This window comes from Streptomyces sp. NPDC055243 (assembly GCF_044544025.1).
Taxonomy (GTDB): Bacteria; Actinomycetota; Actinomycetes; order Streptomycetales; family Streptomycetaceae; genus Streptomyces.
Genome location: NZ_JBITWR010000016.1, coordinates 140,968 through 166,493, shown reverse-complemented (window position 1 = coordinate 166,493; position 25,526 = coordinate 140,968). Strand labels below are relative to the sequence as shown.

Below are 25,526 nucleotides of genomic sequence, written 5' to 3'. Positions count from 1 at the left end.
CCGGTCCATCGCCGTGACGTCCGGCCGGCAGTCCCCCTTCGTAAGGAGCAGCCATGGGCGATCCCGCGGCGAACCCGAGCCCGAGCCCGAACCCGGCCTCACCGGCCGCACCACCCTCCGACGCCGAACTGCGGGCGTTGGAGCGGTATTGGAGGGCGGCCAATTACCTCTCGGTGGGGCAGATCTACCTGATGGACAACGCCCTGCTGCGGCGCCCCCTGACGGTCGAGGACATCAAGCCGCGCCTCCTCGGCCACTTCGGCACCTCGCCCGGACTCAACCTCGTGCACGCCCACCTCAACCGCGTCATCAAGGCGCGCGAGCTGGCGACCGTCTGCGTCTGGGGCCCCGGACACGGCGGGCCCGCGGTCCTCGCCAACTCCTGGCTGGACGGCACGTACACCGAGACCTACCCCGACGTCACCCGCGACGGGGAGGGCATGACCCGGCTGTTCCGGCAGTTCTCGTTCCCCGGAGGGGTCCCCAGCCATGTCGCCCCCGAGACACCCGGCTCCATCCACGAGGGCGGCGAGCTGGGCTACTCCCTCTCGCACGCCTACGGCGCCGCCTTCGACAACCCGGACCTGCTGTCGGTGTGCGTCATCGGCGACGGAGAGTCCGAGACCGGACCGCTGGCCGCCTCCTGGCACTCCAACACCTTCCTGGACCCGGTGCACGACGGCGCGGTGCTGCCCGTCCTGCACCTGAACGGCTACAAGATCGCCAACCCGACGATCCCGGCCCGGCTGCCCGAGAGCCAGCTCGACGACCTGATGCGCGGATACGGATACGAACCCGTGCACGTCACCGGCGACGACCCCATGACCGTCCACCGGGACTTCGCGGTCGCCCTGGACCACTGCCTCGACACCATCACCGCCATCCAGCGTGCGGCCAGGGCAGATGGAGACGCCGAGCGCCCCAAGGACGCCCCCGCACCCCGCTGGCCCATGATCGTTCTTCGTACGCCGAAGGGCTGGACCGGGCCCAGGACGGTGGACGGCAAGCCGGTGGAGGGCACCTGGCGCGCTCACCAGGTGCCGCTCGCCAACGTCAGGGAGAGCGCCGAGCACCGCCACCAGCTGGAGGAATGGCTGCGCTCCTACCGGCCCGAGGAGCTGTTCGACGCCCAGGGGCGCCCCGACCCCGGGCTGATCGACAGCGCGCCGCGGGGCACACTGCGCCTGGGCGCCAGCCCGCACGCCAACGGCGGGCTGCTCCTGCGGTCGCTGCCGCTCAAGCCGCTCGAACAGTTCGCGGTCGAGGTGGACAAGCCGGGCGCCACCCTGCACGAGCCGACCCGGGTCCTCGGCGACTACCTGCGGCAGATCATGGCCGACACCGCCGACCGGCGCGACTTCCGGATCGTCGGTCCGGACGAGACCGCATCCAACCGGCTCGACGCGGTCTACGGAGCGTCCGGGAAGGCCTGGCAGGAGGAGATCCACGACGTGGACGAACACCTCTCCCGGCACGGGCGGGTGATGGAGATCCTCTCCGAGCACACCTGCCAGGGATGGCTCGAGGGCTACCTCCTGACGGGGCGCCACGGCCTCTTCTCCTGCTACGAGGCGTTCGTGCACATCGTCGACTCGATGGTCAACCAGCACATCAAATGGCTGCGCACCACCCGCGAGCTGCCCTGGCGGGCGCCGATCGCCTCACTGAACTACCTGCTGACCTCCCATGTGTGGCGCCAGGACCACAACGGCTTCTCGCACCAGGACCCCGGATTCATCGGACACGTCCTCAACAAGAGCCCCGAGGCGGTACGGGTCTACCTGCCGCCGGACACCAACACACTGCTGTCCACCGCAGAGCACTGCCTGGCCTCACGCGACTACGTGAACGTGATCGTGGCCGGCAAACAGCCCGGCTTCGACTGGCTGAGCCTGGACGAAGCACGGGCGCACTGCGCGCGGGGCGCCGGTGTGTGGACCTGGGCCGGCAGCGAGACCTCCGAGCGGGAGCCGGACGCCGTGCTTGCCTGCGCCGGGGACGTGCCCACCCTGGAGGTCCTTGCGGCCGCGAGCCTGCTGCGCACCCACCTGCCCGACCTCGCGGTGCGCGTGGTCAACGTGGTGGACGTCGCGCGGCTGATGCCGGAGGGCGAGCACCCGCACGGCATGCCGGACGCGGAGTTCGACGCGCTGTTCACCCGCGACAAGCCGGTGATCTTCGGATTCCACGGCTACCCCTGGCTGGTGCACCGCCTCGCCTACCGGCGTGCGGTCCACCCGCACCTGCATGTGCGCGGCTACAAGGAACGCGGCACGACCACCACGCCCTTCGACATGGTGGTCGCCAACGACCTGGACCGCTTCCGCCTGGTGATGGACGTCATCGACCGGGTGCCGGGCCTGGGAGTCCGCGCGGTCGAGGTGCGACAGGAGATGGAGGACACGCGGCTGCGCCACCACGCCTACGTGCGTGCGCACGGTGTCGACCTGCCGGAGGTGCGCGACTGGTCCTGGCAGGACTGAAGCCGGTCGTCCGGCGAAGGCTTCTCTCCGGCCAGACGAGTGGCCCCGTGTGGGCCGTGCGAGGGACGTGTGGCGTGTCGCCGGTAGCGACACGCCGTGGGGCGGGAGGGCTGTTGGTAATGGCGCGGTCGACGCCAGCAATACATTCCGCGGCAGGAGAGCCCCGGAGGCCGTGCCCGTACTGGAGGTACATCCATGCGTTCCATCCGAGTGCTGACCGGTCTGGCCGTTGCGGGCGCCGCGCTGGCGATCTCCGCCCCCAACGCGCAGGCCGTGTCCGCCGATTGCCAGAAGGCCCTGGACGACGCGGAGATCACGCAGAAGAACGCCGACACGGTGCAGGCCGACCCGAACGCGACCCAGGAGGAGAAGAAGGCCGCCGAGGACGAGGCCAACATGGCCGCCTCCACCGCGCAGCGGTTCTGCGACTCCACGGACCCGGCCGTCAGGGGCGGCGTGCACGCCGGTTCGGGCGGCGCGCAGGGCAGCAGCAACCCGGTGGAGCTGGCCGCCGGGGCCGCGGTGCTGGCCGTCGGCGCGGCCGCCGTGTACATGCACCGTCGCAAGACCTCCGGCCAGCGCTGACCTCCCGTTGCCGGTCGACCGGCCCCGCCGCGCAGAGCTCAGGCTCGCCCGGCGGGGCCGGGTCACTTCCACCTCCACTCACCTTCAACCGGGCAGGGACGGCGGCACCATGACCCACCCCTACGCATCGACGGCCCGTCGTCCGCGGCGCCGCACCTGGTCCTGGGGTGCGCTCGCCGCCCTCGCCCTGGGCGGCGTGTGGTCCTGGACGGCTGCCGGTGGCGACGAGCCCGGTTCCGGCAACCCGCCCAGGCCCTCCGCCGCCCAGGCCAAGGCCTTCGAGTCGGGCCGGGCCGAAGCCGCGGCGCCCGCGGCGGCCTCCTTGCCCGAGTCGGCCCCCGTCCGCGTCAAGATCCCCGTCCTCGACGTGGACGCCCCGCTCACCGACCTGGCGAGGACCGAGGAGGGCGGCCTCGAGGCGCCGCCGCCCGACGACGCCAACCTCGCAGGATGGGACGAGGCCGGCACCCTGCCCGGCAGCACCGGCACCGCCGTGATCGCCGGACACGTCGACACCCCCGAGGGGCCCGCCGTGTTCTACGGACTCGGCGCCCTGAAGAAGGGCGCCAAGGTCAAGGTGACCCGTGAGGACGGCCGCACCGCGGAGTTCACCGTCGACGGCGTCGAGGAGTACGAGAAGGACGACTTCCCCAGCACCAAGGTCTACGCGCCACGGGCGCGCCCCGAGCTGCGCCTCATCACCTGCGGTGGCAACTACAGCAAGAGCGACGGCTATTCCGGCAACATCGTCGTCTACGCCCACCTGACCGGCTCCAGCTCCCGGCCGAGCGCCCCTCAGTGACTTCAGTGACTTTCAGTGGCCCGCGGGGCCCTCGGCGGTCCTCGGCGGCCGCCAAGAGCCGAGTGCTGTGGCTTCCGTCAGAATCACTTCGCGCGTGCTAGAGGTCAAAAGGTGCACTTCACACATCGCGTGGTTCCCGTGGCCATGGCCCTGCTCCTCGTCGGCGGCGTGGACGGCGGCGGGGGTGCGCACGCGCGCACCCTTGACGCCCCGGCCTCCCGCACCGCCTCCGCCCCCGGCCCCGGCCTCGCGGCACGGGTCACCGCCGTGCCCGCGGCCAAGCTCGGCTCCACCTACCGCCCCGGGTGCCCCGTTCCGCCGCGGCGGCTCCGGCTCATCCGCATGAACCACTGGGGCTTCGACGGCCGGATCCACGCCGGTGAACTGATCGTCCACGAGCGTTCGGTGAAGCCTCTGCTGTACGTCTTCCGGAAGGCCTTCGCGGCGAAGTTCCCGATCCGCCGGATGCGGGTGGTGGCCGAGTTCGGCGGCAGCGACACGGCGGCGATGGCGGCCGACAACACCTCTGCCTTCAACTGCCGCCGGGTGACCGGGAATCCGGGGCGGATGTCGCAGCATTCCTACGGCAACGCGATCGACATCAACACCGTCGAGAACCCGTACGTCGATGTCAACGGCCGGGTCCACCCGGCGTCCGCGGCGAAGTACCTGCGGCGCGACCGCCTGGTCAAGGGCATGATCCGGCCCGGGGACGTCGTGTGGACCGCCATGCGCAGGGTCGGCTGGCAGTGGGGCGGGCGCTGGGCGAACCCGGACTACCAGCACTTCTCGGCCAACGGAAAATAGCGAAGGCTCCGGCGATGATTTCTTCAAGTCAGGGGAGTCTCACCACCGTTGTCGACTACACGTGAGCACTACGTGGAACGCAGGAGGAATACGTGACTCAGCTGCTGAGGGTCCAGAACTTCAACGTCTCCAGTGACGGAATCGGCGCCGGAGAGGACCAGAGCCTGGAGAGGCCGTTCGGTCACGTGGACCCCGGGGACCTGTTCGCCTGGGCCGGGGCCACGGCGAGCTGGCCCAACCGCACCGACCCCGGGGGCAGCCGCGGGCTCGACGACTACTTCACCCGCGACTTCGCCAACAACATCGGCGCCGAGATCATGGGCCGCAACAAGTTCGGGCCCCAACGCGGGCCTTGGCACGACCACGAGTGGCGCGGCTGGTGGGGCGATGAACCTCCGTTCCACACCCCGGTGTTCGTCATGACCCACCACCCGCGTCCGTCGTTCACCCTCTCCGACACCACGTTCCACTTCGTCGACGCCGACCCGGCCACGGTCCTCGAACAGGCGCGGGAAGCGGCGCAGGGCAAGGACGTGCGCCTGGGCGGTGGGGCCACCACCATCCGGCAGTTCCTCGACGCCGACCTCGTCGACACCCTGCACGTGGTGGTCTCCCCGGTGAAGCTCGGGTCCGGGGTACGGCTCTGGGAGTCTCCCGACGAGTTGCGTGACCGGTTCCACCTCGATGTCGTCCCCAGCCCGAGCGGCGTGACGCACCACCTCTTCTGGCGCAAGTAGCTCACCGGGTTCACAGCCAGGTCGTCGCCGTCCAGACGGCCGCGGACGCGGCGAGCAGCAGCGTGATGTTGAGGGCGATCCGGCGGTCGCCGCGGCTCAGGTGAACCCTGGTCGCGGCGATCTGGAGGACCACGAACCCGATGGCGGAGGCCAGGGCCAGCCAGGGGGCGATGCCGGTCAGCGGCGGCAGGATCAGCCCGATCGCGCCGAGCACCTCGGTCAGCCCGATGGCCCTGACGGCAGGCATCGGGGTGCTGTCGACCCAGGCCATCATGGGGCGCAGCCGCTCACGGGTGCGGACCAGCTTCAGCCCGCCTCCGTAGAGATAGAACAGGGAGAGCAGTCCGGCCACGACCCAGTAGGCGGCGTTCACGCTTCTTCTCCACGGTCACCGGGCGTGGGAGCGGGCTCGGTGGCATAGCGGCTCATCACCTGGATGTTCGCCTGCGGGGTCAGGGCCTGGCCGTCGGCGATCATGGCCTGCAGGTCGCGGAAGTACTGCACGTACAGGTCCGGGGTGAAGGTGCTGACCATGACGGCGGGTTGGTCGGTCGTGTTGGCGAAGGTGTGCGGCGCGCCGGGCGGGACCATCACGAGGGTGCCCGCCGTCGCGTCGTACTCCTCGTCTCCGACCGTGAACCGCACCGTGCCGGAGACGATGTAGAAGCCTTCGTCGTGCTGGGCGTGGCGGTGTTGCGGCGGTCCGGGCGTGTGGGGTGCGAGGACCGATTCGGCGAGCCCGATGCGGTGCCCGGTGTTGCTGCCGTCCTCCAGGACGCGCAGTCGCGTGGTGCCAAGGACGATCGTCTCGCCGTCGTGCGGACCCACCACCGATACGGCGGGAGCGGTGGGCGGTTCACTGGTTCTCGGTTCGTCGGTCATGGGCCGATTCCACCGCCGGGGTGCTACGAGCGTCCAAGACCTGTTCCGTGACACCGATACCGCACGGGTATCGTCGCTGCATGGAGCTACGTACGCTGCGCTATTTCGTGGCGGTCGCCGAGGAACTCCACTTCGGCCGGGCCGCCGCCCGGCTGCACATGAGCCAGCCGCCGCTGAGCCGGGCCGTCAAGCAGCTGGAGACCGAGGTGGGCGCCGCGCTGTTCGACCGGTCGTCCGCCGGAGTCACGCTCACCGCGGTGGGCGCGGTGCTTCTCGACGAGGCGCGCGGTCTGCTCGACCAGGCCGACCGGGTACGGGTGCGTGTGGCCGCCGCGGCCGGTGCCGCGACCCTCACCGTCGGCATCCTGGGGGACAGCACCGATCCGGCCGCGACCCGGCTTGCCGACGCCTATCGCGGGCGGCATCCGCAGGTCGAGGTGCGCATCCGCGAGACCGATCTGACCGACCCGACCTGTGGGCTGCACGCCGGGCTGGTCGATGTCGCCCTGACGCGGGGGCCGTTCGACGGGACCGGCCTTGCCGTGCACGAACTGCGCGCCGATCCGGTGGGGGCGCTGCTGCGCGCCGACGATCCGCTGGCCCGCCGCGCCGGCCTGAGGCTCGCGGACCTGGCCGACCGCCGGTGGTTCGTCTTCCCGGAGGGCACCGACCCGCTCTGGCAGTCGTACTGGAACGGCGGAGAACCCCGCGAGGGCCCGGTGGTGCGCGCCGTCGCGGAGTGCCGGCAAGCCGTTCTCTGGAACGGCACCGTCGGCATGACCCTCCTGGATCACGGACCGGGGGACGGGCTCACGGTCGTGCCGTTGATCGACATGCCGGAGAGCCGTGTGGTGGCGGCCTGGAACGAAGGCGACACGAATCCGCTGATCCGCTCGTTCGTCCGGATCGCGGTCGCCGCCTACCGGAACTGAGCGCACCGAGCGCGCCGCGCATGGCGCGTGCGGCCGTCGAATATTCCGTGCCGTGTCGCCGGTGAAGGTGCACACTCCCTGCATGGCAGACATGGAGGCGTTCCGGGACGCGGTCACTGGCTGGGTCGCGGGCGGTCCCGGCGGGCCGGCGAGTGACCTGGCCGAGCGGGTGGGCGTCACGACGGCGGTGCTGCTGGAAGGGCCCAGTGACCGCGAGGCGGTCGAGGCGCTGGCCGAACGGCGTGGCCGGGACCTGGCCGCCGAGGGGGTGTGCGTCGTGTCGATGGGCGGGGCGATGAGCATCGCCCGCTACGCCGAACTCCTCGGGCCGCCCGGCCTGGACCTGCGCCTTGCGGGACTGTGCGACGTGCGCGAGCAGCCGTTCTACGACCGGGGCCTGGAGCGCGCGGGGGCGCCGCGCGGGGACTTCTTCGTGTGCGTGTCGGACCTGGAGGACGAGCTCATCCGCGCGCTGGGCACGGCGAAGGTCGAGGAGACCGTCCGGGCCGAGGGCGACCTGCGGGCCTGGCAGACCTTCCTGCACCAGCCCGCACAGCACGACCGGCCCCGGCAGCAGCAGTTGCGGCGCTTCCTCGGCACGAAGAAGGGCCGCAAGATCCGCTACGGCCGCCTCCTCGTCGAGGCACTCGGCCCCGAACGGACGCCGGCCCCGCTCGACGACCTCCTGGCGAGCCTGTGAGCGCCTGACCGGTGTGCCCCGTTCCGCCCTGGCGGTCGCATCCCGGCTGGGACAATGTGCGGCACCGGCCAGGGCGCGGCGGACGGGGGCGCGACTGATGAGGTACTGGCGGCGTGGGGTGTGGGTGGGGGCGGCGCTGGGGACCGGCGCCCTGATGGCGGTGACCGTATGGAACCGGAGCCTCGAGGGCGTGGGACCGCTCCTTTCGGTCCTCGGGTTCCTGGTGTCTTTGGCCGGGCTCCTGCACACCACGGTGCGGCCCGCTGTCGCACTGTCGCCCGCCGAGCAGCTGGACCGATCCGCCGACGCCCTGGCCGACGCGGTGCGCGCCCAGTGGCTGGCCGAGTGGCGCCTGCGCAGGCTCCAGGACCCCGAGCCGCTCGCCGTGCGGTGGGCGCCCGCGCAGCCCTGGCTCTCCGATCTCGACGAGGCGATCGGCTGGCCCGCCCGGGACACCGAACGCCCCGACCTGTCCGGCCTCCTCGCCGACATCACGCAGATCTTCGGCTACGTGCCCTCGCGGCGGCTGACCGTGCTCGGCCCGCCGGGCAGCGGCAAGACGGTGCTCGCGGTGCGCTTCACCCTCGACCTGCTGGAGCACCGGGGCGCGGGCGACCCCGTCCCCTTCCTGCTCCAGGCGTCGAGTTGGCAGCCCGACCAGCAGGACCTGCGCCAGTGGATGGTGGAGCGTCTCGTCGCGGGCCACCCGGCCCTGGCCACCGTCGGACCGTCAGGAGGCGTGCTCGCGGCGGAACTCGTGTCCTGCGGGCGGGTCCTGCCGGTCGTGGACGGGCTCGACGAACTGGGCGGGCAGCTGCGTACGCGCGCGGTCTTCCGGCTGAACACGGAACTCGACGCCGGTGACCCGCTCTTCCTCACCTGCCGCAGCGACGTGTACGCCGACGTCGTCGAGGCCGGCGACGTCCTCACATCGGCCGCCGTGGTCGAACTCCAGCCGCTGGGCTTCGAGGAGGCGGCCGGATATCTGATCCGCACGGCCCGCCCCGTGCGCGGCCCCGCGGGCGCACGCGCCACGGCCTGGGACCCGGTGCTCGAACACGTCAGGCGCCATCCCGGTGAGGCGGTGGCCCGCTGCCTGCGCCAGGTCCTGGAGCTGCCCCTGATGGTGGCGATGGCACGCGCCGTGTACGGCGAGAGCGGCGCCGACCCCGCCGAACTGCTGAGCCGCCGCGCACTCGCCGAACCGGCCGCCATGGAACAGCACTTGCTGGACGCCTTCGTCCCCGCGTCCTTCCGTACGTCGGCCCGCTGGGACGGAGACGAGGCGATGCGCCGACTCCGTTTCCTGGCACGGCACTTGGAGCGGCGCGGTACCCGCGACCTGGCCTGGTGGGAGCTGCACACGGCGCTTCCGGGCCCGCTGCGCCCGCTGGCCCCCTTGCTGCTGCTCGGGGCCGTCACGGAGATCATCTGCCTCGCCGTGTGGCTTTCGGGGCAGGGAGCCGAGTCACCGGTCGTGGCGGCCGCGGTCCTGACCGGTCTGTGCGCGGGGTACGCGGCGCTCGCGCGCGAGAACGCGGGCCTGCGGCGCACCTTGCTGCTCTCGGTCGCGTACGTGATCCCGCTGGCGGCGATCGTGGGGGCGACCCGTCCGCTCGTCCGGGACCCCTTCTACGACGTGCCGTTCGCCGGCATGCACGAGCTGCTGGGCCGGCTGACCGTCGGCGCGCTGTACGGGGTGGCGGTGGCGGCGGGGCTCGGTGTCATCGGTGTCACGACGGCTCCCGCGCCGGCGACGATGCCGTTCCCCGTGCTGCGGACCTGGCGCCACCGGCGCTGGGTGTGGAAGGCGGCGGCGGGGATCTTCGTCGCGATCCCCGCCGTGCTCATCGCCGAGCTGGTCATCTATCCGGTGTCGGCGCCGACGCTGCTGACCGTCGCTGCCGTCTCGGCCGCACTGGGCGCCTTCGTCGTACGGGGCGAGGGGGCGACGGCGGTCGAGGCCGGCGGCCCGTCCCGGCGGCGGTACGGACCGGGCCGGGCGGGCCGACTCGGCAGGGCGCTGGTCCGCGGGGTCGGTGTGGGGCTGCCGGCGGGAGCCGTGCTCGGTCTGGCGTTCGCGCTGGTGGAGGGCGGCACGGCCGCGGGGAGGGCGGAGGCGCGCGATGACCTGCCGTTCCGGGCGGCCGTCCACCGGCCCGCCGACGGCGGTCGCTACGTGGTGGCGGACGACGGCACGCGCTACGGGCTGCGCCCGGACGGCGCGGCGTACATCCGCTGGGCGCGCCCTTTGGAGGGGGACGTCATCGGGGGCTGCTCCTACTACGGAGGGGAACCCGCCTTCGTCCCGCTGAGCGCGCTCTCGGCGGACCATCCGTGCGCCGATGCCACGAGGCGGGCGAGCATTACGGCCGCCATGGAAGTGACCGCGGGCACCGCGGCGACGAGTGCCGTACGGGTGCGTCTGCCCGACGGCCGCCTCGTCGCGACCGACGGCGTCGAGGACCGGATGGACGAGGCGGAGTGGCGGTGGATCGCCCGGCAGGATCCCGGGCAACTCATGGGCTCCGCCGTGTCGTTCGGGCTGGCCGGCGGTCTCGGTCTGGGTGTCGTGGCGGGGTTCGCTGCGGGGCTGCACCGCTGGCTCGGCGCGCCCGTCGACACGTCCCGCACGCCGAGCCCGCTGGCCAGCCTGAGAACGGACCGGGACACCGCGTTGATCCGCGGATTCCTGATCACGCTGGTGGCCTGGCTCTGCAACCTGTTCGTCGCGATGCTGCCGATGGGGGCGGCTGTCGCGACCGTCGTCGTCATCCCGATGGGCTTGGTCACCGTCGCCCTGTCCGCGTGGGGGCGCCTCCTCACGGCCCGCCTGTGGTGCTGTTCGACCGGCCGGCTTCCCTGGCGTCTGATGGCCTTCCTCGCGGAGGCGCACGAGCGGGGCGTGCTGCGGCAGGCGGGGGCCGTCTACCAGTTCCGGCATGCGCGGCTTCAGGAGCGGCTGGCCTCGGGGGAGGGGGCTGACGGTCGCTGAAGGGCGTGCTCCGGTGGAGGTCGGATCAGAAGGGCATCTTGCCCCGGGTGCGCCGACCGGCGGAGCCACTGCGGCCCACGGCCTTGGAGCTGCTGCGGAAAGGCTTGCTGAAGATCCGGCCCAGGATGCCCGGGGCCTTGCCGCCGGCGCGTGATCCGGCTCCCAGGGTGCGTTGAGTGCCGCGCTCGGGGTGCCGTGACAGCCGGGGCACGAAGAAGGCGAGTATGGCCAGGACGATACAGACGGCGACAATACCGACAATGATCACGAAAACTCCTTGGGTCGAGGCGTGCCTGCCGTGTGCCCTGCGGAGCGAGGTGTATGCGCCGGGGCCCCGACGGCCCCGTCGCCCCGCCCGGTACAGTCGGCTCGCCGCCCAGCCCGCGCCGGACCGGGCCGCGGCCTCAGTCTCCTCATCGCGTACCGGCCAAGGGACGCCATGACCAGTACGCAAGAACCGCACGAGCTGACCCCGCTGACGCCCGGCGAGGCGGGCGAACCGTCCGCCCAGGACCGCATCGAGCGGATACGGCGGCGCCTGGAGCGGCTGATCGGGATCGCGGCCACCGAGGGCAACGCGCTCACGCCCCTGCGCAACGGGGACGAGATCTTCGCGGCCATGCTCGCCGGGATCCGCCGTGCCGAGCACACCGTGGACATGATGACGTTCGTGTACTGGAAGGGCGACATCGCCCTGCGGTTCGCCGAGGCGCTCGCGGAGCGGGCCCGTGCCGGGGTGCGGGTGCGGCTGCTGCTCGACGGATTCGGCAGCCGGCTGATCGAGACCGAGCAGCTCGAGGCGATGGACCGGGCGGGGGTGCAGGTGGCGTGGTTCCGCAAGCCGCTGTATCTCTCCCCGCTCAAGCAGAACCACCGCTGCCACCGCAAGGTCCTGGTCGTCGACGAGGAGACCGCGTTCACGGGCGGGGTGGGCATCGCGCAGGAGTGGTGCGGCAACGCGCGCGACGAGAACGAGTGGCGTGACACCCACGTCGAGGTCCGCGGCCCCGCGGTGGACGGGATCGCCGCGGCGTTCGCGCAGAACTGGGCTGAGTGCCACGAGGAACTCTTCGACGACCGCGACCGGTTCATCGAGCAGCGCCCGCACGGCGAGGCCATCGTGCAGGTGGTCCGCGGCTCGGCCAGCTTCGGCTGGCAGGACATGCAGACCCTGATGCGCGTGATGCTGGAATCCGCCGAGGAGCGCTTCCGGCTGTCCACCGCGTACTTCTCGCCGGACGCGTACTTCATCGAGCTGCTGTGCGCCGCCGCGCGCCGCGGGGTCGAGGTGGAGATCCTGCTGCCCGGCCCGCACACCGACAAGCGGGTCAGTCACCTCGCGGGCCAGCACTACTACGAGGACCTCATCGCCTGCGGGGTGAAGATCTTCCAGTACCAGCCGACGATGATGCACGCCAAGGTCATCACCGTCGACGGCGTCGCCGCTCTGATCGGCTCGACGAACTTCAACCGCCGCTCCCTCGACCACGACGAGGAAGTCATGCTCGCGGTCCTCGACCAGGAGTTCACCGCGGCACTGGACGACCACTTCGAAGACGACGTGACGAGTAGCGAACTGATCCAGGAGGGCCGCTGGAAAAGACGCCCAGTCGCCCAACGGGCCCTGGAAGCGGCCGTCCGGCCGATCCGCCGCTTCCTGTGACCCGTTGGTTCGCGCGGCATCCGGCCTGAAGCGGGCGAAGCAGCGGCCCCCGGCAGGTCACCCGGTGATGGACCCGGCGAACTCCGGGAAGTCCAGGTCGGAGTCCTCGCTGCTGCGCTGCACCGTGACGACGACCTTCTTCCCGTACTTCGTCTCGAGCACGCTGTCGTCGGTCTTCGTCGCGGACACGCCGGGAGCCAGGCGGCCGTCGAGCGGCTCGGCGCCGTTCTCGAAGGCCGTCGACTCCGCCTCGCCGCCGTTCGTGGCGCCCTCGACGATGACGGACAGGTCATCGAGGGAGACCGCGGACTTGCCGGAGTTCGTCAGCTTCAACTTCACGCGGAAGTCGGTGCTGCCGGGCTCGGCGGACTCCATCAGCTCCGCGTCGTAGTCCGTGAACACCTTCGCCTCGGCGACGGACACCTTCAGGCCGTCCGGCCACGTGTAGGACTCGCCGAACTTCAGGCCCGTCGCCTGCTCTTCGGTTCCGGCGCCGTCGGCACTGGTGTCGGCGCCCTCGTCGGAGCAGTGGTTCATCCAGTCGGCCTGACTGATGTCCTCGTCCGCGCAGTCGACCTTCTTCGAGGTCGAGGCCTTCGAGCTGTCCGCCGCCTTGGCGTCGGCCTTGGCGCCGTCGTCGCCGCCGCACGCGGTCAGAGCGGCCAGAAGCATGGCGGCCGTAGCCGCGGTCGCGCGAACGCGCATATGTCCCCCCAAGGTTGATCCAGGCGGAACACGGTAGGCCACATGCGGTTGAATCGTGCAGGATGTCATCAGGTCGTGATGATCTTCATGACGACCTCATGCCGTCGGCGTCGCCTCGATGAGGCAGAACGGTTCCGCCCGCACCAGCGGGGTCACCGAGGTGAGGGACAGGCCCGCCCTGCGGCACACGTCCTCGAAGTCGGCCCGCGTCCGTTCCCTGCCGCCCACGTTCACCATCATGTTGAGGTCGGTGAGGTAGGTGAGTCCGGCCGATGCGCCGTCCACGACCTCGGGCAGGACGGGCTCCACGATCAGTACGCACCCCGCGGGCGGCAGCACCTCGCGGCAATGGCTGAGGATCGTGACCGCCTGGTCGTCCGACCAGTCGTGCACGATGCTCTTCAGCAGGTAGAGGTCGGCGCCTTCGGGAACCGAGCGGAAGAAGTCCCCGCGCGCCAGGGAGCATCGCTGCGTGAGTCCCTGCCGCTCCAGCGTCGCCTGCGCCTGGGCCAGGCCCTCCTCGGTGTCGTAGATGACGCCGCGCAGGGCCGGGTGTTCGCGCAGTACCGCGCCGAGCAAGGTGCCGTCACCGCCACCGATGTCGGCCACCGTGGTGAAGCGGCCGAAGTCGAAGGCGTGCGGCAGGACCGCGGCCGTCGCCCTGGTGGCCTGGCTCATGGCCGCGTTGAACTCCGCGGACAGGTCGGGGAATTCCTTGAGGTGGCTGAAGAAGCCCTTCCCGAAGATCGCGTCGAACGCGACGTCACCGGTGCGCACACTCTCGTCCAGGTGCTCCCAGGCACGCAGCATCGTCGGCTCGGTGAACATCCGTACCAGCGAGGTGATCGAGTCGGGCCGCGCGGGGTCCAGGGTGGCGCCTGCCGGGGTCACCGAGAAGGAGCCCGGGGTGTGTTCGCGCAGCAGGCCCAGGCTCGCCAGGGCGCGCAGCAGTCTGGACATGGGCTGAGGACGCGCTCCGGCATCGGCGGCCACTTCGGCTGCCGACCGCTCCTTGTCGCCGATCAGCTCGATCACCCTGAGCCGGACGGCCGCGCGGACGGTCTGCGCGGCGAGGCTTCCGAACACCAGCTGTGCGACCAGTTCATGGGCGCCTTCGGTGTCGTGCGCCGTCGTGGGCGGCGTCGCCGTGGTGGTGTCGTCGTGCGTCATCGTTGCTTCCCCTCGTTTGGCGGGTCCGTCGGGCGGATCGGTTTGCCGGACAGCAATCCTCGGCCCGCGTCATCGACTATGCCGAGGCCAGAAGCGGCCGTATTGGACGAATGTTCCGCACGGCGCCACCGCGCTCGCCGAGCCGCCACGGCGCTCGCCGAGCCGTCCCTGCGCATGTCCGGATGTGACAGGGAATCGTCATTGCGGCCATCGGTTGCGGCGGTGAGGATGGGTTCATGCCCACTGCGCACCGTGTCGTCATCGCGGTCTTCCCCGACGTCGATCTCCTCGACGTCACCGGCCCGGCCGAGGTCTTCGCGCTGGCCAACCGCGAGACCGCGGGCCGCGCCGGCTACCGCGTCCGCCTCGCCGGGCCGGTCGCCGGTGAGGTCCGTACGTCGGCGGGGGTGCGGCTGGTGGCCGACCTGGGCTTCGACGAGGTCCGCGGGCAGGTGGACACCCTGCTGGTGCCCGGCGCGGTCGACATGACCGACGACGGTCCCCTCGCCCGTATCGACGCGGACGTCGTGGAGTGGGTGAAGGCGACCGCACCGCACGCCCGCCGCGTGGCCTCGGTGTGCGTGGGCGCGCACGTGCTGGCCGCGGCCGGGCTCCTCGACGGGAGGACGGCGACCACCCACTGGTCGACCGCCGCCCAGCTCGCCGCCGAGCACCCGGCCGTCACGGTCGACCCGGACCCCATCTTCGTACGCACCGACCGGGGCCGGCTGTGGACCGGGGCCGGGATCAGCGCCTGCCTGGATCTCGCCCTGGCACTCGTGGCCGAGGACCAGGGCGAGGACGTGGCGCTCTCGGTGGCCCGGCAGCTGGTGATGTACCTCAAGCGGCAAGGCGGCCAGAGCCAGTTCTCCGTGCCGCTCAGCCGCCCCGCCTCCGCCCGCCGCGACATCGACGCACTGCGCCTGTGGATCGCCGAACACCTCGACGAGGACCTGTCGGCCGGGGCACTCGCGGCCCGGATGTGCCTGAGCGAGCGGCACTTCGCCCGGGTGTTCAAACAGGAGACGGGCACCAGTCCGGCCGACTACGTCGAGGCCGCTCGCGTAGAGGTGGCGCGCCGCCTGCTGGAGACCACCGACAGCCCCCTCGACCGGGTCGCCGCCGCGGCCGGGCTCGGCTCGGTGGAGACGCTGCACCGGGCGTTCAACCGCCAGCTCGCCACCACCCCGGCGGCCTACCGCCGCCGCTTCCGCGTCCAGACCCCCTGATGACCTTCTGACCCTCTTCCCTCTTCAACGTCCCTGGCGCATGCAGGCGAGCCCTGCGGCTTCGCCATGCCTCATGCCGTCCTTCATCCGCGAAACCCGAAAGGCACCCCACCCATGAGCACGTACACGAATCAGCCCTCCACGACCCTGCGCGACGTGATCGGCCTGGACGACCAGCCGCCCCGGCTGAGCGAATCCGCCCTGATCATGATCGACTTCCAGAACACCTACCGCACCGGCGTCATGGCCCTGGACGGCGCCGAGACGGCGCTCGCGGCAGGCGCCCGCCTCCTGGAGCGCGCCCGCGCCGCGGGCACCCCGGTCGTCCACATCCTCAACGACGGCGGCGAGAACACCCCCTACGACATCCGCGCCCACATCGGGGCCATCAGCGACGAGGTCGCCCCGGTGGACGGCGAGGCGGTCGTGGTGAAGCAGTTCCCCAACTCCTTCCACGCCACCGAGCTGGAGAAGACGCTGAGCGACCTGGGCATCGCCCCGGGCAGCGGCAAGGACCTGCTGCTCGCCGGCTTCATGACGCACATGTGCGTCAACTACACCGCCCAGGGCGCCTTCAACCTCGGCTACCGCCCCACCGTCGTCGCCGAGGCCACCGCCACCCGCGCCCTCACCGCCCCGGACGGCACGGTCCTGCCCGCCGCCGCGCTCCAGACGGCCGCCCTGACCACCATCACCGACCTGTTCGGCACCGTCGTGCCCACCGTCGACGCGATCCCTGCCTGAACACGGGTGACGTAGGCCACGTCATTACCAGGCGTCGTGGTGGGTAGGGGTCGCATGATCGCCTGGGCTCGAGCCCGGGAAGCTGCACCGGAACCACGGAGGTATCCATGTCCTCGAAGCGACGTCGCAAGAAGAAGGCCCGCCGCAAGAACGGCGCGAACCACGGCAGCCGCCCCCAGTCCTGACGGCGGGCGCGGCGATCGGGGGCGGCACCTTGAGGTGCCGCCCCCGAGGCATGTCCCGGGGGAGTCCTCAGCCGGGAACGACAGGCGCCGACGGAGTCGGCGGCCCCCAGTCCGGTGGCAGCAGCGCCCACGATCCGTGCCTGAGCCACTCCGCGAACCGGACCGGCCGGGCACCGCCGACCTGGTCGAGGGAGAGGGGGACGATCAGGTCGCAGGTCGCCCGCCCGTCCCACCACACCGTGCCGGCCAGCGGTCCGGTCAGCACCAGCAGGGTGGAGAAGCCGCAGCCGTGTTCCTGCACGACGACGGAACCGGCAGTCTTCAGGTCCTCGAACCTGCCCACCTCCTCATCCCAGGCACGCCACGCGGCGAGGTACCCGGTCTCGTCGCCGAACGCCTCGGCCCGCGGCTCGCGCGCCATCAGCTCGTCGTCGGCCGCGATGTAGGAGTCGGGGTGCGGAAACGGCACGGCCAGCAGCGCACGCCGCGACGCGTCGTTCCCGGCCCACCACCAGCCGCGACCGGTCCGCCCCAGCCCGGCCAGTGCCCCGCCCGCGCTCACCTCGCGCAGATAGGCCCGGTAGTCCTCGGGGAAGGACACACCGAGCTCCTGCTCGGCCTCGGCGATCTCGGCCTCGGAGAGGGGCGGCTCTGTCATGGGCCGAGCCTAGGCGAGGGTTCTCGTCGGACGCCGTCCCGCGGGCGCGGCAGATGTCCGGACGGACCGATCAGGAATCGAGAAGCGTCCGCCCGGGGCCAGATCTAGCGTGCTGGGCATGGACGTCACCCTGCACGCGACCTTCCTCCCGCACAGCGACCCGGACGCCGCCCTGGCCTTCTACCGCGACACCCTCGGCTTCGAGGTCCGCGACGACGTCGGGTACGACGGGATGCGCTGGATCACCGTCGGCCCCGCCGAGCAGCCCGGCATCTCCCTCGTACTGCAGCCGCCCGCCACCGACCCCGGCATCACCGACGCCGAGCGCCGCACGATCGCCGAGATGATGGCCAAGGGCACCTACGCGGGCATCCTCCTCGCCACCGCCGACCTCGACGGCGTCTTCGCGCGGTTGCGGGCCAAGGACGCCGAGATCGTCCAGGAGCCCACCGAGCAGCCCTACGGCGTTCGTGACGGTGCCGTCCGCGACCCCGCGGGCAACCTGCTCCGCATCCAGGAACACCGCTGAGCCGACCGGGACCGATCACGGCCGCGGCCTGCGGGAAAGGCCTGACGCGGAGGCAAGACGCGGAAGGCATGCCCCCCACTTCCGCCCCCGTCGATCGGACCGGCGGCGAACCATTGCCGCCTCCACGCCAAAGAAGTAGAACCAAACGTACTGCTCGACGATGATCAGTCAGATCGAGCCAGATCGAGCCAGGCGACACCGACGGAGCCCGCGCAGGCGGCTCCGCCCGAAACAGATGGAGACACCATGAGCCCCGCCAAGAAAAGGACCACGCAGTCGCCTGCGCTCCACGCCGCCGACAGCCACGACTTGATCCGTGTGCACGGCGCGCGCGTGAACAATCTCAAGGACGTCAGCATCGAGATCCCCAAGCGCCGACTGACGGTGTTCACCGGTGTCTCCGGCTCGGGCAAGAGCTCGCTGGTGTTCAGCACCATCGCCGCCGAGTCGCAGCGGATGATCAACGAAACCTACAGCGCCTTCCTGCAGGGCTTCATGCCGACGCTGGCGCGGCCCGAAGTCGACGTACTCGACGGCCTGACGACCGCGATCATCGTCGACCAGCAGCGGATGGGCGCCGACCCCCGCTCCACGGTCGGCACCGCCACCGACGCCAACGCCATGCTGCGCATCCTCTTCAGCCGGCTGGGCAAGCCGCACATCGGCCCGCCCAGCGCGTACTCCTTCAACACCGCGTCGGTCCGGGCGAGCGGGGGCATCACCGTCGAGCGCGGCGACGCCAAGACCAAGACCGTGAAGGCCACCTTCAACCGCACCGGCGGCATGTGTACGCGCTGCGAGGGCCGGGGCTCGGTCTCCGACATCGATCTCACCCAGCTCTACGACGACTCCAAGTCGCTCTCCGAGGGCGCGTTCACCATCCCGGGCTGGAAGTCGGACAGCCAGTGGACCGTGCAGGTCTACGCCCAGTCGGGCTTCGTCGACCCGGACAAGCCGATCCGCAAGTACACCAAGAAGGAGCTGCGGGACTTCCTCTACGGGGAGCCGGTCAAGGTCAAGGTCAACGGCGTCAACCTCACCTACGAGGGGCTGATCCCCAAGATCCAGAAGTCGTTCCTTGCCAAGGACAAGGAGGCGATGCAGCCGCACATCCGGGCGTTCGTGGAGCGGGCGGTCACCTTCACCACCTGCCCCGAGTGCGACGGTACCCGGCTCAGCGAGGGCGCGAGGACCTCGAAGATCAAGCGGATCAGCATCGCCGACGCCTGCGCGATGGAGATCCGCGACCTGGCCGAGTGGGTCCGCGGCCTCAAGGAAGCGTCGGTGGCGCCGCTGCTCACCGCACTTCAGCAGACCCTCGACTCGTTCGTGGAGATCGGCCTCGGCTACCTCTCGCTCGACCGTGCGGCGGGCACGCTGTCGGGCGGTGAGGCGCAGCGCGTGAAGATGATCCGCCACCTCGGCTCCTCGCTCACCGACGTCACGTACGTCTTCGACGAGCCGACCATCGGCCTGCACCCCCACGACATCGAGCGGATGAACAACCTGCTGCTGCGGCTGCGCGACAAGGGCAACACGGTCCTCGTCGTCGAGCACAAGCCCGAGGCCATCGCGATCGCCGACCACGTCGTCGACCTCGGCCCCGGCGCCGGTACAGCGGGGGGATCGGTCTGCTTCGAGGGCACCGTGGAGGGGCTGCGGGCCAGTGACACGGTCACCGGCCGCCACCTGGACGACCGGTCCGCGCTCAAGGAGACGGTGCGCGAGGCCACGGGAACGCTGGAGATCCGCGGCGCCACCCGCCACAACCTGCGGGGCGTCGACGTCGATGTCCCGCTGGGCGTGCTGTGCGTCGTCACCGGCGTCGCCGGTTCCGGCAAGAGCTCACTGATCCACGGTTCCATCCCCGCCGCCGAGGGTGTGGTGTCCGTCGACCAGGCGCCGATCAAGGGGTCGCGGCGCAGCAACCCGGCTACGTACACCGGACTGCTCGACCCGATCCGCAAGGCGTTCGCCAAGGCCAACGACGTGAAGCCGGCGCTGTTCAGCGCCAACTCCGAGGGTGCCTGCCCCAACTGCAACGGCGCCGGGGTCATCTACACCGACCTGGGAATGATGGCCGGTGTCGAGAGCACCTGTGAGGACTGCGAGGGGAAGCGGTTCCAGCCCTCGGTCCTCGAGTACAAGTTCGGTGGCCGCGACATCAGCGAGGTGCTCGCGATGTCGGTGACCGAGGCCGAGGAGTTCTTCGGCGCGGGTGAGGCGCACACGCCGGCCGCGCACAAGATCCTCGACCGGCTCGCCGACGTCGGGCTCGGCTACATCAGCCTCGGCCAGCCGCTCACCACGCTGTCCGGCGGCGAGCGGCAGCGGCTCAAGCTGGCCACGCACATGGCGGAGAAGGGCGGGGTCTACGTCCTCGACGAGCCGACCACCGGCCTGCACCTCGCCGACGTCGAGCAGCTGCTCGGCCTGCTCGACCGGCTCGTGGACTCCGGGAAGTCGGTCATCGTCATCGAGCACCACCAGGCGGTCATGGCGCACGCCGACTGGATCATCGACCTCGGCCCCGGTGCGGGCCACGACGGCGGCAAGATCGTCTTCGAGGGCACGCCCGCCGACCTCGTGGCCGAACGCTCCACGCTCACCGGCGAACACCTCTCGGCGTACGTGGGCACCTGAGCCAGGCCCTGCGGGCCCGCTGGCGGCAATGCCCCGCAGTACCGAACTGTCGCTCGACTTCTACCGTTTGGGTACGAATGCGAAGACCGGGCACGGACGGTACGCGGAGTCAGTAATCTGCTTCTGAATGCTCCATTGGGCCCGTGGCATGCGCATGCCACGGGCCCAATGCCTGATGCATTCCTGGAGTTGCTCGCCCACTTCCTCTCGCCGGAACCGACCGGTGCGAGGGCGGCGTTGCCGGGAGCGGAAAGGATCGTTGTACTGGGCATGAGCGATGCGGGGAACGGGGTTCCTTCGCCGCGGCCGCCCCGTGCCGAGACAAGGGCCGGTGGCGGGGAAGTCTTTTCACCATCCCCCATCTACGACGCGCTGGTGCGTGAGTGGCGTGCCCAACAGCGGGAAGTGCCGCGGGCGCCCGCCCCGCGCTCGCGCTGGGAGCGTGTCGATCCGCAGGACCTGTTCCACAGAGGCTGACCCGTGCGTGCGCGGCGCGTCATGTGAGCTGCGTGAGCGGGGTCGCCGGATGGGCATGGGTGCTGAGCCAGCGGCAGATCGCCAGGGCGACCGTGTCGTCGAGCGTGCTCAGTGCGTCGATTGCCTTGGTGTCGTCGGGGTGGGGCGGGATTCCGGCCGTGGTGAGCGTGGCGTGCAGGGTCAGGCGGTGCCGGTCACGGGGCGTCAGGACGGTCGGGGCCGCCATGTCCAGACGCTGCGTCGGGTCGGGCGGGGGCAGCAGGAAGTCGGCCTCCGCGTCCCAGTTGACGGTCGGCAGGACGGTGGCGGGTGAAGTCATGGCGGCTTCCTCACGACGGTGGGCGATGCCTGTGTCGGACAGGAAGCGGATGAGTGGCCATCTGGTTGCACCCGGTCCGCCAAGACACCCGAACGCAGTAATCCACCGGCATGCAGGGACCCGCCGGGCGCCGGGGCGCAGGGCGTCAGCGAGGCATCAGTGAGACGTGAGCGGGACGCCAGCGCGCGGATCGAAGCTGTGGGCAGGCCAGTTCACCGCACCTGGCATCGACCACCTCAATCGGGGAGCCCCCACATGCGTACCTCCATCCGCCGCCCTGCCGTACTCGCCGCCTCCGCCTTTGCCGCGCTCGGCCTGACACTCACCGCGTGTGGCGGCGGTGGCGGCGTGCAGGACGAGGGGGCGGCCTCGTCGCAGAAGGGCGCCGCCGCCTCGTCCGCGAAGGGCGACGCGGCCACGGACGCCGGTGGTTCGGAGGTGTCAGGTTCGGCCACCTCCGGTTCGGACGGTTCCGGCTCCGCCGCGCAGACCGGTGCCAAGAAGAAGCCCGCCGCCGCGGCTCGGGTCTGTGCCGCCGACGACGTGCGGATCTCCGCGGCCAAGCAGGACGGAGTGCCCACCACGCACATCACGCTGACCGCCACGAACGTCTCGGGCCGCACCTGCACGCTGCTGCAGTACCCGCTGATCGCGTTCGGCGACATCCAGACCGCCAAGGACGTTCCGGCCGTCGCCAAGAGCAAGCCGGCGACTCCCGTGGTGCTGAACGCCGGCGCCCCCGCCTACGCGGCCGTGCGGATCAACAACGGTGGTGTCGACGAGGAGAACCGCGCCGTCACCTCCTTCAACGTGAACCTCTTCGCCGCCGACGGGCCCGCCGAGGGCAGCAAGGCCGTCAGCGCGCCGCAGGGCGGCATCGCGGTCGACGACGCGGTCGCGAAGACCGGCTACTGGACCCCCGAACTGCGCAACGGCGCAGACGAGTTCTGAGGCGTCGTGCCCGGTGCGACTGATCCGAGGTGCAGGTGAGGCCCAGCCCCTCAGGGCCTTCGTCCTGTCCGTACTCCTACCAGCGGAGTACGGACAACTCACCTGTATGGCACGTGAGTTGGACAAACTCTGGCTCAGGGGATGAGTCGCGCGGCCCGCTCGCCAGAAATGATCCTTCTTGTCCCTCAGTGCCGATCGGAAGGATCGTCCGCATGCAAAGACGCCCGCTCGTCCCGCTGCTCGCGGTGAGCGTGATGGCGGCTCTGGCCCCCGCGCTCGCCGCCGCGCCGGCCACAGCAAGCCCCTCGGCCCGCTCAACGCCCGCCTCCGCGGCAGCCGATGCCGACCCCCTGCGCCCGTACGCCCGGCAGAAGCCGGTCTGGGGGAAGTGCGGAGTCGGCACCCCCGCCGCCCTGCGGTGCGCGACCCTGAAGGTTCCGCTGGACTACCGCGACCCCGGCGGCAAGAAGATCGACATCGCGATATCGAGGCTGAAGACCAGCGCCCCCGGCAAGCGCCACGGCGTCCTGCTCTCGAACCCGGGCGGTCCGGGCGGACCCGGCCTGGAGATGCCGCTGGAGCTGGAGCGGCAGCTGCCCCGCCAGGTGAAGGACCGCTACGACCTCATCGGGTTCGACCCGCGCGGAGTCGGCCGGAGCACCCCCGTCCAGTGCGGGCTGAGCCCCGAGGAGAACGTGCTGCTGCGCCCGCTGCGGACGTTCGACAAGAACGTCGCGCTGGCCAGGTCGGTGGCCGACAAGTGCCGTGCGAAGGCGGGGGACAAGCTCCCGCACATCACCACCCGCAACACGGCACGCGACATGGACGTCCTGCGGGCGGCCCTGGGTGAGCGGAAGATCTCGTACTACGGCGTCTCGTACGGCACCGCCCTCGGCGCCGTCTACACGCAGTTGTTCCCCCGGCGGGCCGACCGCTTCGTCCTCGACAGCGCCATCGACCCGAAGCTGATGTGGCGCGGGATGTTCCGGATCTGGGCCCCGGAGGCCGAGCGGGCGTTCCAGCGGTGGACGAAGTGGACCGCCGCGCGCGACGCGACGTACCGGCTCGGCGACACACCGGCCGAGGTGGGCAAGAGCTTCTGGGCTCTGGTCGCCAGGGCCGACCGCGACCCCATCGTCATCGACGGCGTCCCGCTCGACGGCGCCGGGGTGCGCGAGCAGGTGCGACCGAACCTCTTCACCGTCCGCGACGCGGCCCGGCAGGTCGTGCGGCTGAAGGAGGCCGCCGGGGGCAGGGCCAAGGCCCAGGATCTCCCCGAGCCCCCGCCGGAGCCCGACGTCTCGGCCACCGTCAGCGTGGTGTGCGGTGACTCCTCCTGGCCGCGCGATCCCGAGACGTACCGCAGGGACTCGATCCGTGACGCGGACCGCTACCCGCTGTACGGGGACTTCGCCTCCGGTGTCTTGCCCTGCGCCTTCTGGGACCGGCCTGTCGAGCCCGCCACCGAGGTGAACAACACGGTCCCGGCGCTGATCGTGCAGAACGAATGGGACTCGCAGACCCCGCTGGTCACCGCGCAGGCCCTGCACGGTCAGATGAAGGGCTCGCGCATGGTGACGGTCGACGAGGGCGAGGGGCACGGCGTGTACGGCACGAACCCGTGCGCGGACTTTGCGGCCAACTCCTATCTGGCCACCGGCAAGCTCCCGGCCGCCGACGTGACGTGCCGGGCGACCCCCGGCGAGCGGCGGGTGACGTCCTCGCTGCCGGCGCCGGGGCCCCTGGGCTGAGCACCGGTACCACCTCCTGACGGTCACCCGGAGCGGGCGGCGGCGAGTGCCGCGGCCCGCTCCGGTTCACGTACGGCATGGACCTTCTTGTCTCATCTCGCATATGCGGTGCCATATGGGTCCTGTTTTCCCGTACCGGCTGAATTCATCGTCTGTGTGCCGACCGTGTCCCATGAATGCGTCTCGTCGGACAGGGTCGGCGCGGGCCATTTCATGCCCATTCGACTAAAGCTTTACTTGTGAGTTAAATCACATCTCGTCAGGGAAATGATCATGCTTGGGCATATCCACATGGCTGGATCTCGTGTGACACGATGCACCGTGTTGGTTGGCTAGCTCTAATACGGGGAGACAAGCATGCCGACGGTGATTGTCATCGGATATAGGGGCGACCTCGATCAGGCGCTCCAGAGCCGAGGACTTGACGTCTGCTATATCGTTCAGGCGCCCGCAAATGCGCCGAAAGGGCGGCGCTTCAAACGTGTCGCCGACATGGAGAACGTCCAGGAAGTATTGAGAGCGGTACTCGCCGCCGATATTGATGATGTGGCAGGTGTGCTCACCGTCCATGAATTGGGCGTTTTTGCGGCGGCCTATTTGCGGCAGCAGTTGCATCTTCCTGGGAACGCCGACTCCAAGGCGGCCCTCTATTTCCGGGACAAGTACCTCCAGAAGAGCAGGCTTCCACCGCACGTCAAGCGGGCGCGCTGTCGCTACGTATCGAAGGACACGTCGTTCCTGGAGCTCTCCAAAGACCTGGGAGACGTCTTCGTCATCAAGCCGGCGACCGGAGCCGGATCGCAGCGCACGACCGTTGTCCGCTCCTCGGACGAGTACGCGCGCGCCCTGGAGATGTTCCCGAGCCGGTCGGACGTCGAGATCGTCGCCGAGTCCTTCGTCGACGCCCCCGAGGTCTACATGGACGGCATCTGGAGGGGCGGCCGCCTGCGATGGTCGTCCCTGAGCAGCAACCACATCGCGCCGCTCAGCGCCGTCGAGGGCGGCATCCTGTCCGCGCACATCCTGGACAAGAGGCTCCACCCGGAACTGTTCCAGCAGGCCGAGGCCCTCGCCGGGCAGGCGCTGGAGAGCCTCGACGCCCCTGACTGCGTCTTCCACATGGAAGCGTTCGCGCAGGAAGCCGGACTGACTTTCGGCGAGTGCGCCATCCGCCTCCCCGGGGCACTGTCCCCGCAGGTCAACCAATTGACGTTCGGCGTCGACCTCTTCGACGTGGAAATCAGCCTGGCCCTCGGAGAAGAGCCTGCCGATATCCCGGACAACGGCACGCCCGAGCGGTTCTACGGATACCTGCTCCTGCGCCGCTCCAGCGACGGCACGCTGACCCAGCAGGATTTCGAGCGCAACTTCACCTTCGACGAGATCGAATATCCTCTCTCGCCCGACGGGGCCATCGGGCCCTACGGTCGCTTCGGACAGGCGATCGTTTCCGACCCGGACGAACTGAAGCTGCAGAAGACGATCGACGAAATCGTGCGCTTCAACGAGGTCGGCGGCTGACCCAAGTCCCGCACCCGCGGGCGGTTTCTGCGAGAAATTCTGGATCTGCGAGAAATCC

General features: G+C 70.6%; 24 protein-coding genes. 17 read left to right on the top strand and 7 right to left on the bottom strand.

Annotated elements, in window-relative coordinates; genetic code table 11:
• Positions 1–53 precede the first annotated feature (53 nt).
• The 5 genes from ACIGXX_RS35335 to ACIGXX_RS35315 all read left to right on the top strand — a co-directional run bounded on the left by ACIGXX_RS35335 (position 54) and on the right by ACIGXX_RS35315 (position 5,414).
• On the top strand, positions 54–2,483 hold the full coding sequence (locus ACIGXX_RS35335; RefSeq protein ID WP_383826065.1) for a phosphoketolase: 2,430 nt from the start codon (positions 54–56) through the stop codon (positions 2,481–2,483).
• Between the two features lie 195 nt (positions 2,484–2,678).
• Positions 2,679–3,068, top strand: a complete 390-nt coding sequence (locus ACIGXX_RS35330) for a hypothetical protein (protein WP_351169577.1) — start codon at positions 2,679–2,681, stop codon at positions 3,066–3,068.
• A 109-nt stretch (positions 3,069–3,177) separates the two neighbouring features.
• Positions 3,178–3,870, top strand: a complete 693-nt coding sequence (locus ACIGXX_RS35325; RefSeq protein WP_361467329.1) for a class F sortase — start codon at positions 3,178–3,180, stop codon at positions 3,868–3,870.
• A gap of 111 nt (positions 3,871–3,981) precedes the next feature.
• Positions 3,982–4,677, top strand: a complete 696-nt coding sequence (locus tag ACIGXX_RS35320) for a M15 family metallopeptidase (RefSeq protein ID WP_383826060.1) — start codon at positions 3,982–3,984, stop codon at positions 4,675–4,677.
• Positions 4,678–4,769: 92 nt separating this feature from the next.
• Entirely contained in the window at positions 4,770–5,414 is a 645-nt protein-coding gene (locus tag ACIGXX_RS35315) for a dihydrofolate reductase family protein (protein ID WP_351169568.1), read from the top strand.
• 10 nt (positions 5,415–5,424) lie between these two features.
• On the opposite strand, the gene ACIGXX_RS35310 is transcribed toward ACIGXX_RS35315, so the two are convergent.
• Positions 5,425–5,787: a DoxX family protein gene (locus ACIGXX_RS35310; protein WP_361467335.1), complete on the bottom strand. Its 363-nt coding sequence runs from the start codon at positions 5,785–5,787 to the stop codon at positions 5,425–5,427.
• Positions 5,784–6,296, bottom strand: a complete 513-nt coding sequence (locus ACIGXX_RS35305; RefSeq protein ID WP_361467338.1) for a cupin domain-containing protein — start codon at positions 6,294–6,296, stop codon at positions 5,784–5,786. The genes ACIGXX_RS35310 and ACIGXX_RS35305 overlap by 4 nt, the downstream gene beginning before the upstream one ends.
• Before the next feature lie 80 nt (positions 6,297–6,376).
• Between ACIGXX_RS35305 and ACIGXX_RS35300 the strand changes: the two genes are divergently transcribed.
• The 3 genes from ACIGXX_RS35300 to ACIGXX_RS35290 all read left to right on the top strand — a co-directional run bounded on the left by ACIGXX_RS35300 (position 6,377) and on the right by ACIGXX_RS35290 (position 10,923).
• Entirely contained in the window at positions 6,377–7,228 is an 852-nt protein-coding gene (locus ACIGXX_RS35300) for a LysR family transcriptional regulator (protein ID WP_383826055.1), read from the top strand.
• A gap of 82 nt (positions 7,229–7,310) precedes the next feature.
• Entirely contained in the window at positions 7,311–7,928 is a 618-nt protein-coding gene (locus tag ACIGXX_RS35295) for a TOPRIM nucleotidyl transferase/hydrolase domain-containing protein (RefSeq protein ID WP_383826052.1), read from the top strand.
• Positions 7,929–8,118: 190 nt separating this feature from the next.
• The gene (locus ACIGXX_RS35290) at positions 8,119–10,923 is read left to right on the top strand and encodes an NACHT domain-containing protein (RefSeq protein ID WP_383826050.1); all 2,805 of its coding nucleotides are present in this window, start codon (positions 8,119–8,121) and stop codon (positions 10,921–10,923) included.
• 25 nt (positions 10,924–10,948) lie between these two features.
• Here the strand turns inward: ACIGXX_RS35290 and ACIGXX_RS35285 are convergent, their stop codons facing one another.
• Positions 10,949–11,191, bottom strand: a complete 243-nt coding sequence (locus ACIGXX_RS35285; protein ID WP_351169550.1) for a DUF6411 family protein — start codon at positions 11,189–11,191, stop codon at positions 10,949–10,951.
• Between the two features lie 171 nt (positions 11,192–11,362).
• On the opposite strand from ACIGXX_RS35285, the gene ACIGXX_RS35280 reads away from it, so the two are divergent.
• Positions 11,363–12,586, top strand: coding sequence for a phospholipase D-like domain-containing protein (locus tag ACIGXX_RS35280; RefSeq protein ID WP_351169547.1), 1,224 nt, complete (start codon positions 11,363–11,365; stop codon positions 12,584–12,586).
• 57 nt (positions 12,587–12,643) lie between these two features.
• Here ACIGXX_RS35280 and ACIGXX_RS35275 read toward each other — a convergent pair whose 3' ends face one another.
• Positions 12,644–13,291: a hypothetical protein gene (locus tag ACIGXX_RS35275; RefSeq protein ID WP_383826045.1), complete on the bottom strand. Its 648-nt coding sequence runs from the start codon at positions 13,289–13,291 to the stop codon at positions 12,644–12,646.
• A 96-nt stretch (positions 13,292–13,387) separates the two neighbouring features.
• The gene (locus ACIGXX_RS35270) at positions 13,388–14,461 is read right to left on the bottom strand and encodes a methyltransferase (protein WP_361467349.1); all 1,074 of its coding nucleotides are present in this window, start codon (positions 14,459–14,461) and stop codon (positions 13,388–13,390) included.
• 236 nt (positions 14,462–14,697) lie between these two features.
• On the opposite strand from ACIGXX_RS35270, the gene ACIGXX_RS35265 reads away from it, so the two are divergent.
• From ACIGXX_RS35265 to ACIGXX_RS35255, 3 genes are all read left to right on the top strand, one after another.
• On the top strand, positions 14,698–15,690 hold the full coding sequence (locus ACIGXX_RS35265) for a DJ-1/PfpI family protein (protein ID WP_361467352.1): 993 nt from the start codon (positions 14,698–14,700) through the stop codon (positions 15,688–15,690).
• 114 nt (positions 15,691–15,804) lie between these two features.
• Positions 15,805–16,434: a cysteine hydrolase family protein gene (locus tag ACIGXX_RS35260; RefSeq protein WP_351169536.1), complete on the top strand. Its 630-nt coding sequence runs from the start codon at positions 15,805–15,807 to the stop codon at positions 16,432–16,434.
• Between the two features lie 107 nt (positions 16,435–16,541).
• A complete protein-coding gene (locus ACIGXX_RS35255) occupies positions 16,542–16,619 on the top strand; it encodes a 50S ribosomal protein bL37 (protein WP_370443954.1) in 78 nt (25 codons plus the stop codon).
• A 67-nt stretch (positions 16,620–16,686) separates the two neighbouring features.
• On the opposite strand, the gene ACIGXX_RS35250 is transcribed toward ACIGXX_RS35255, so the two are convergent.
• A complete protein-coding gene (locus ACIGXX_RS35250; protein ID WP_361467355.1) occupies positions 16,687–17,277 on the bottom strand; it encodes an SMI1/KNR4 family protein in 591 nt (196 codons plus the stop codon).
• Positions 17,278–17,395: 118 nt separating this feature from the next.
• Here ACIGXX_RS35250 and ACIGXX_RS35245 point away from each other — a divergent pair, with 118 nt between their 5' ends.
• Together ACIGXX_RS35245 and ACIGXX_RS35240 are read left to right on the top strand one after the other, a co-directional pair.
• Positions 17,396–17,806 (top strand): VOC family protein, encoded by a 411-nt coding sequence (locus ACIGXX_RS35245; protein ID WP_351169530.1) that lies wholly within the window; start codon positions 17,396–17,398, stop codon positions 17,804–17,806.
• Positions 17,807–18,052: 246 nt separating this feature from the next.
• Positions 18,053–20,449: an ATP-binding cassette domain-containing protein gene (locus ACIGXX_RS35240; protein ID WP_383826040.1), complete on the top strand. Its 2,397-nt coding sequence runs from the start codon at positions 18,053–18,055 to the stop codon at positions 20,447–20,449.
• A gap of 496 nt (positions 20,450–20,945) precedes the next feature.
• On the opposite strand, the gene ACIGXX_RS35235 is transcribed toward ACIGXX_RS35240, so the two are convergent.
• Entirely contained in the window at positions 20,946–21,245 is a 300-nt protein-coding gene (locus tag ACIGXX_RS35235; RefSeq protein ID WP_351169524.1) for a hypothetical protein, read from the bottom strand.
• Between the two features lie 255 nt (positions 21,246–21,500).
• Here ACIGXX_RS35235 and ACIGXX_RS35230 point away from each other — a divergent pair, with 255 nt between their 5' ends.
• The 3 genes from ACIGXX_RS35230 (at position 21,501) to ACIGXX_RS35220 (ending at position 25,468) form a co-directional block, all read left to right on the top strand.
• A complete protein-coding gene (locus ACIGXX_RS35230; RefSeq protein WP_351169521.1) occupies positions 21,501–22,196 on the top strand; it encodes a DUF4232 domain-containing protein in 696 nt (231 codons plus the stop codon).
• A gap of 212 nt (positions 22,197–22,408) precedes the next feature.
• Positions 22,409–23,947 (top strand): alpha/beta hydrolase, encoded by a 1,539-nt coding sequence (locus ACIGXX_RS35225; protein WP_361467364.1) that lies wholly within the window; start codon positions 22,409–22,411, stop codon positions 23,945–23,947.
• 357 nt (positions 23,948–24,304) lie between these two features.
• Positions 24,305–25,468, top strand: a complete 1,164-nt coding sequence (locus tag ACIGXX_RS35220; RefSeq protein ID WP_383826037.1) for an acetyl-CoA carboxylase biotin carboxylase subunit family protein — start codon at positions 24,305–24,307, stop codon at positions 25,466–25,468.
• The last annotated feature ends 58 nt before the right edge of the window (positions 25,469–25,526 follow it).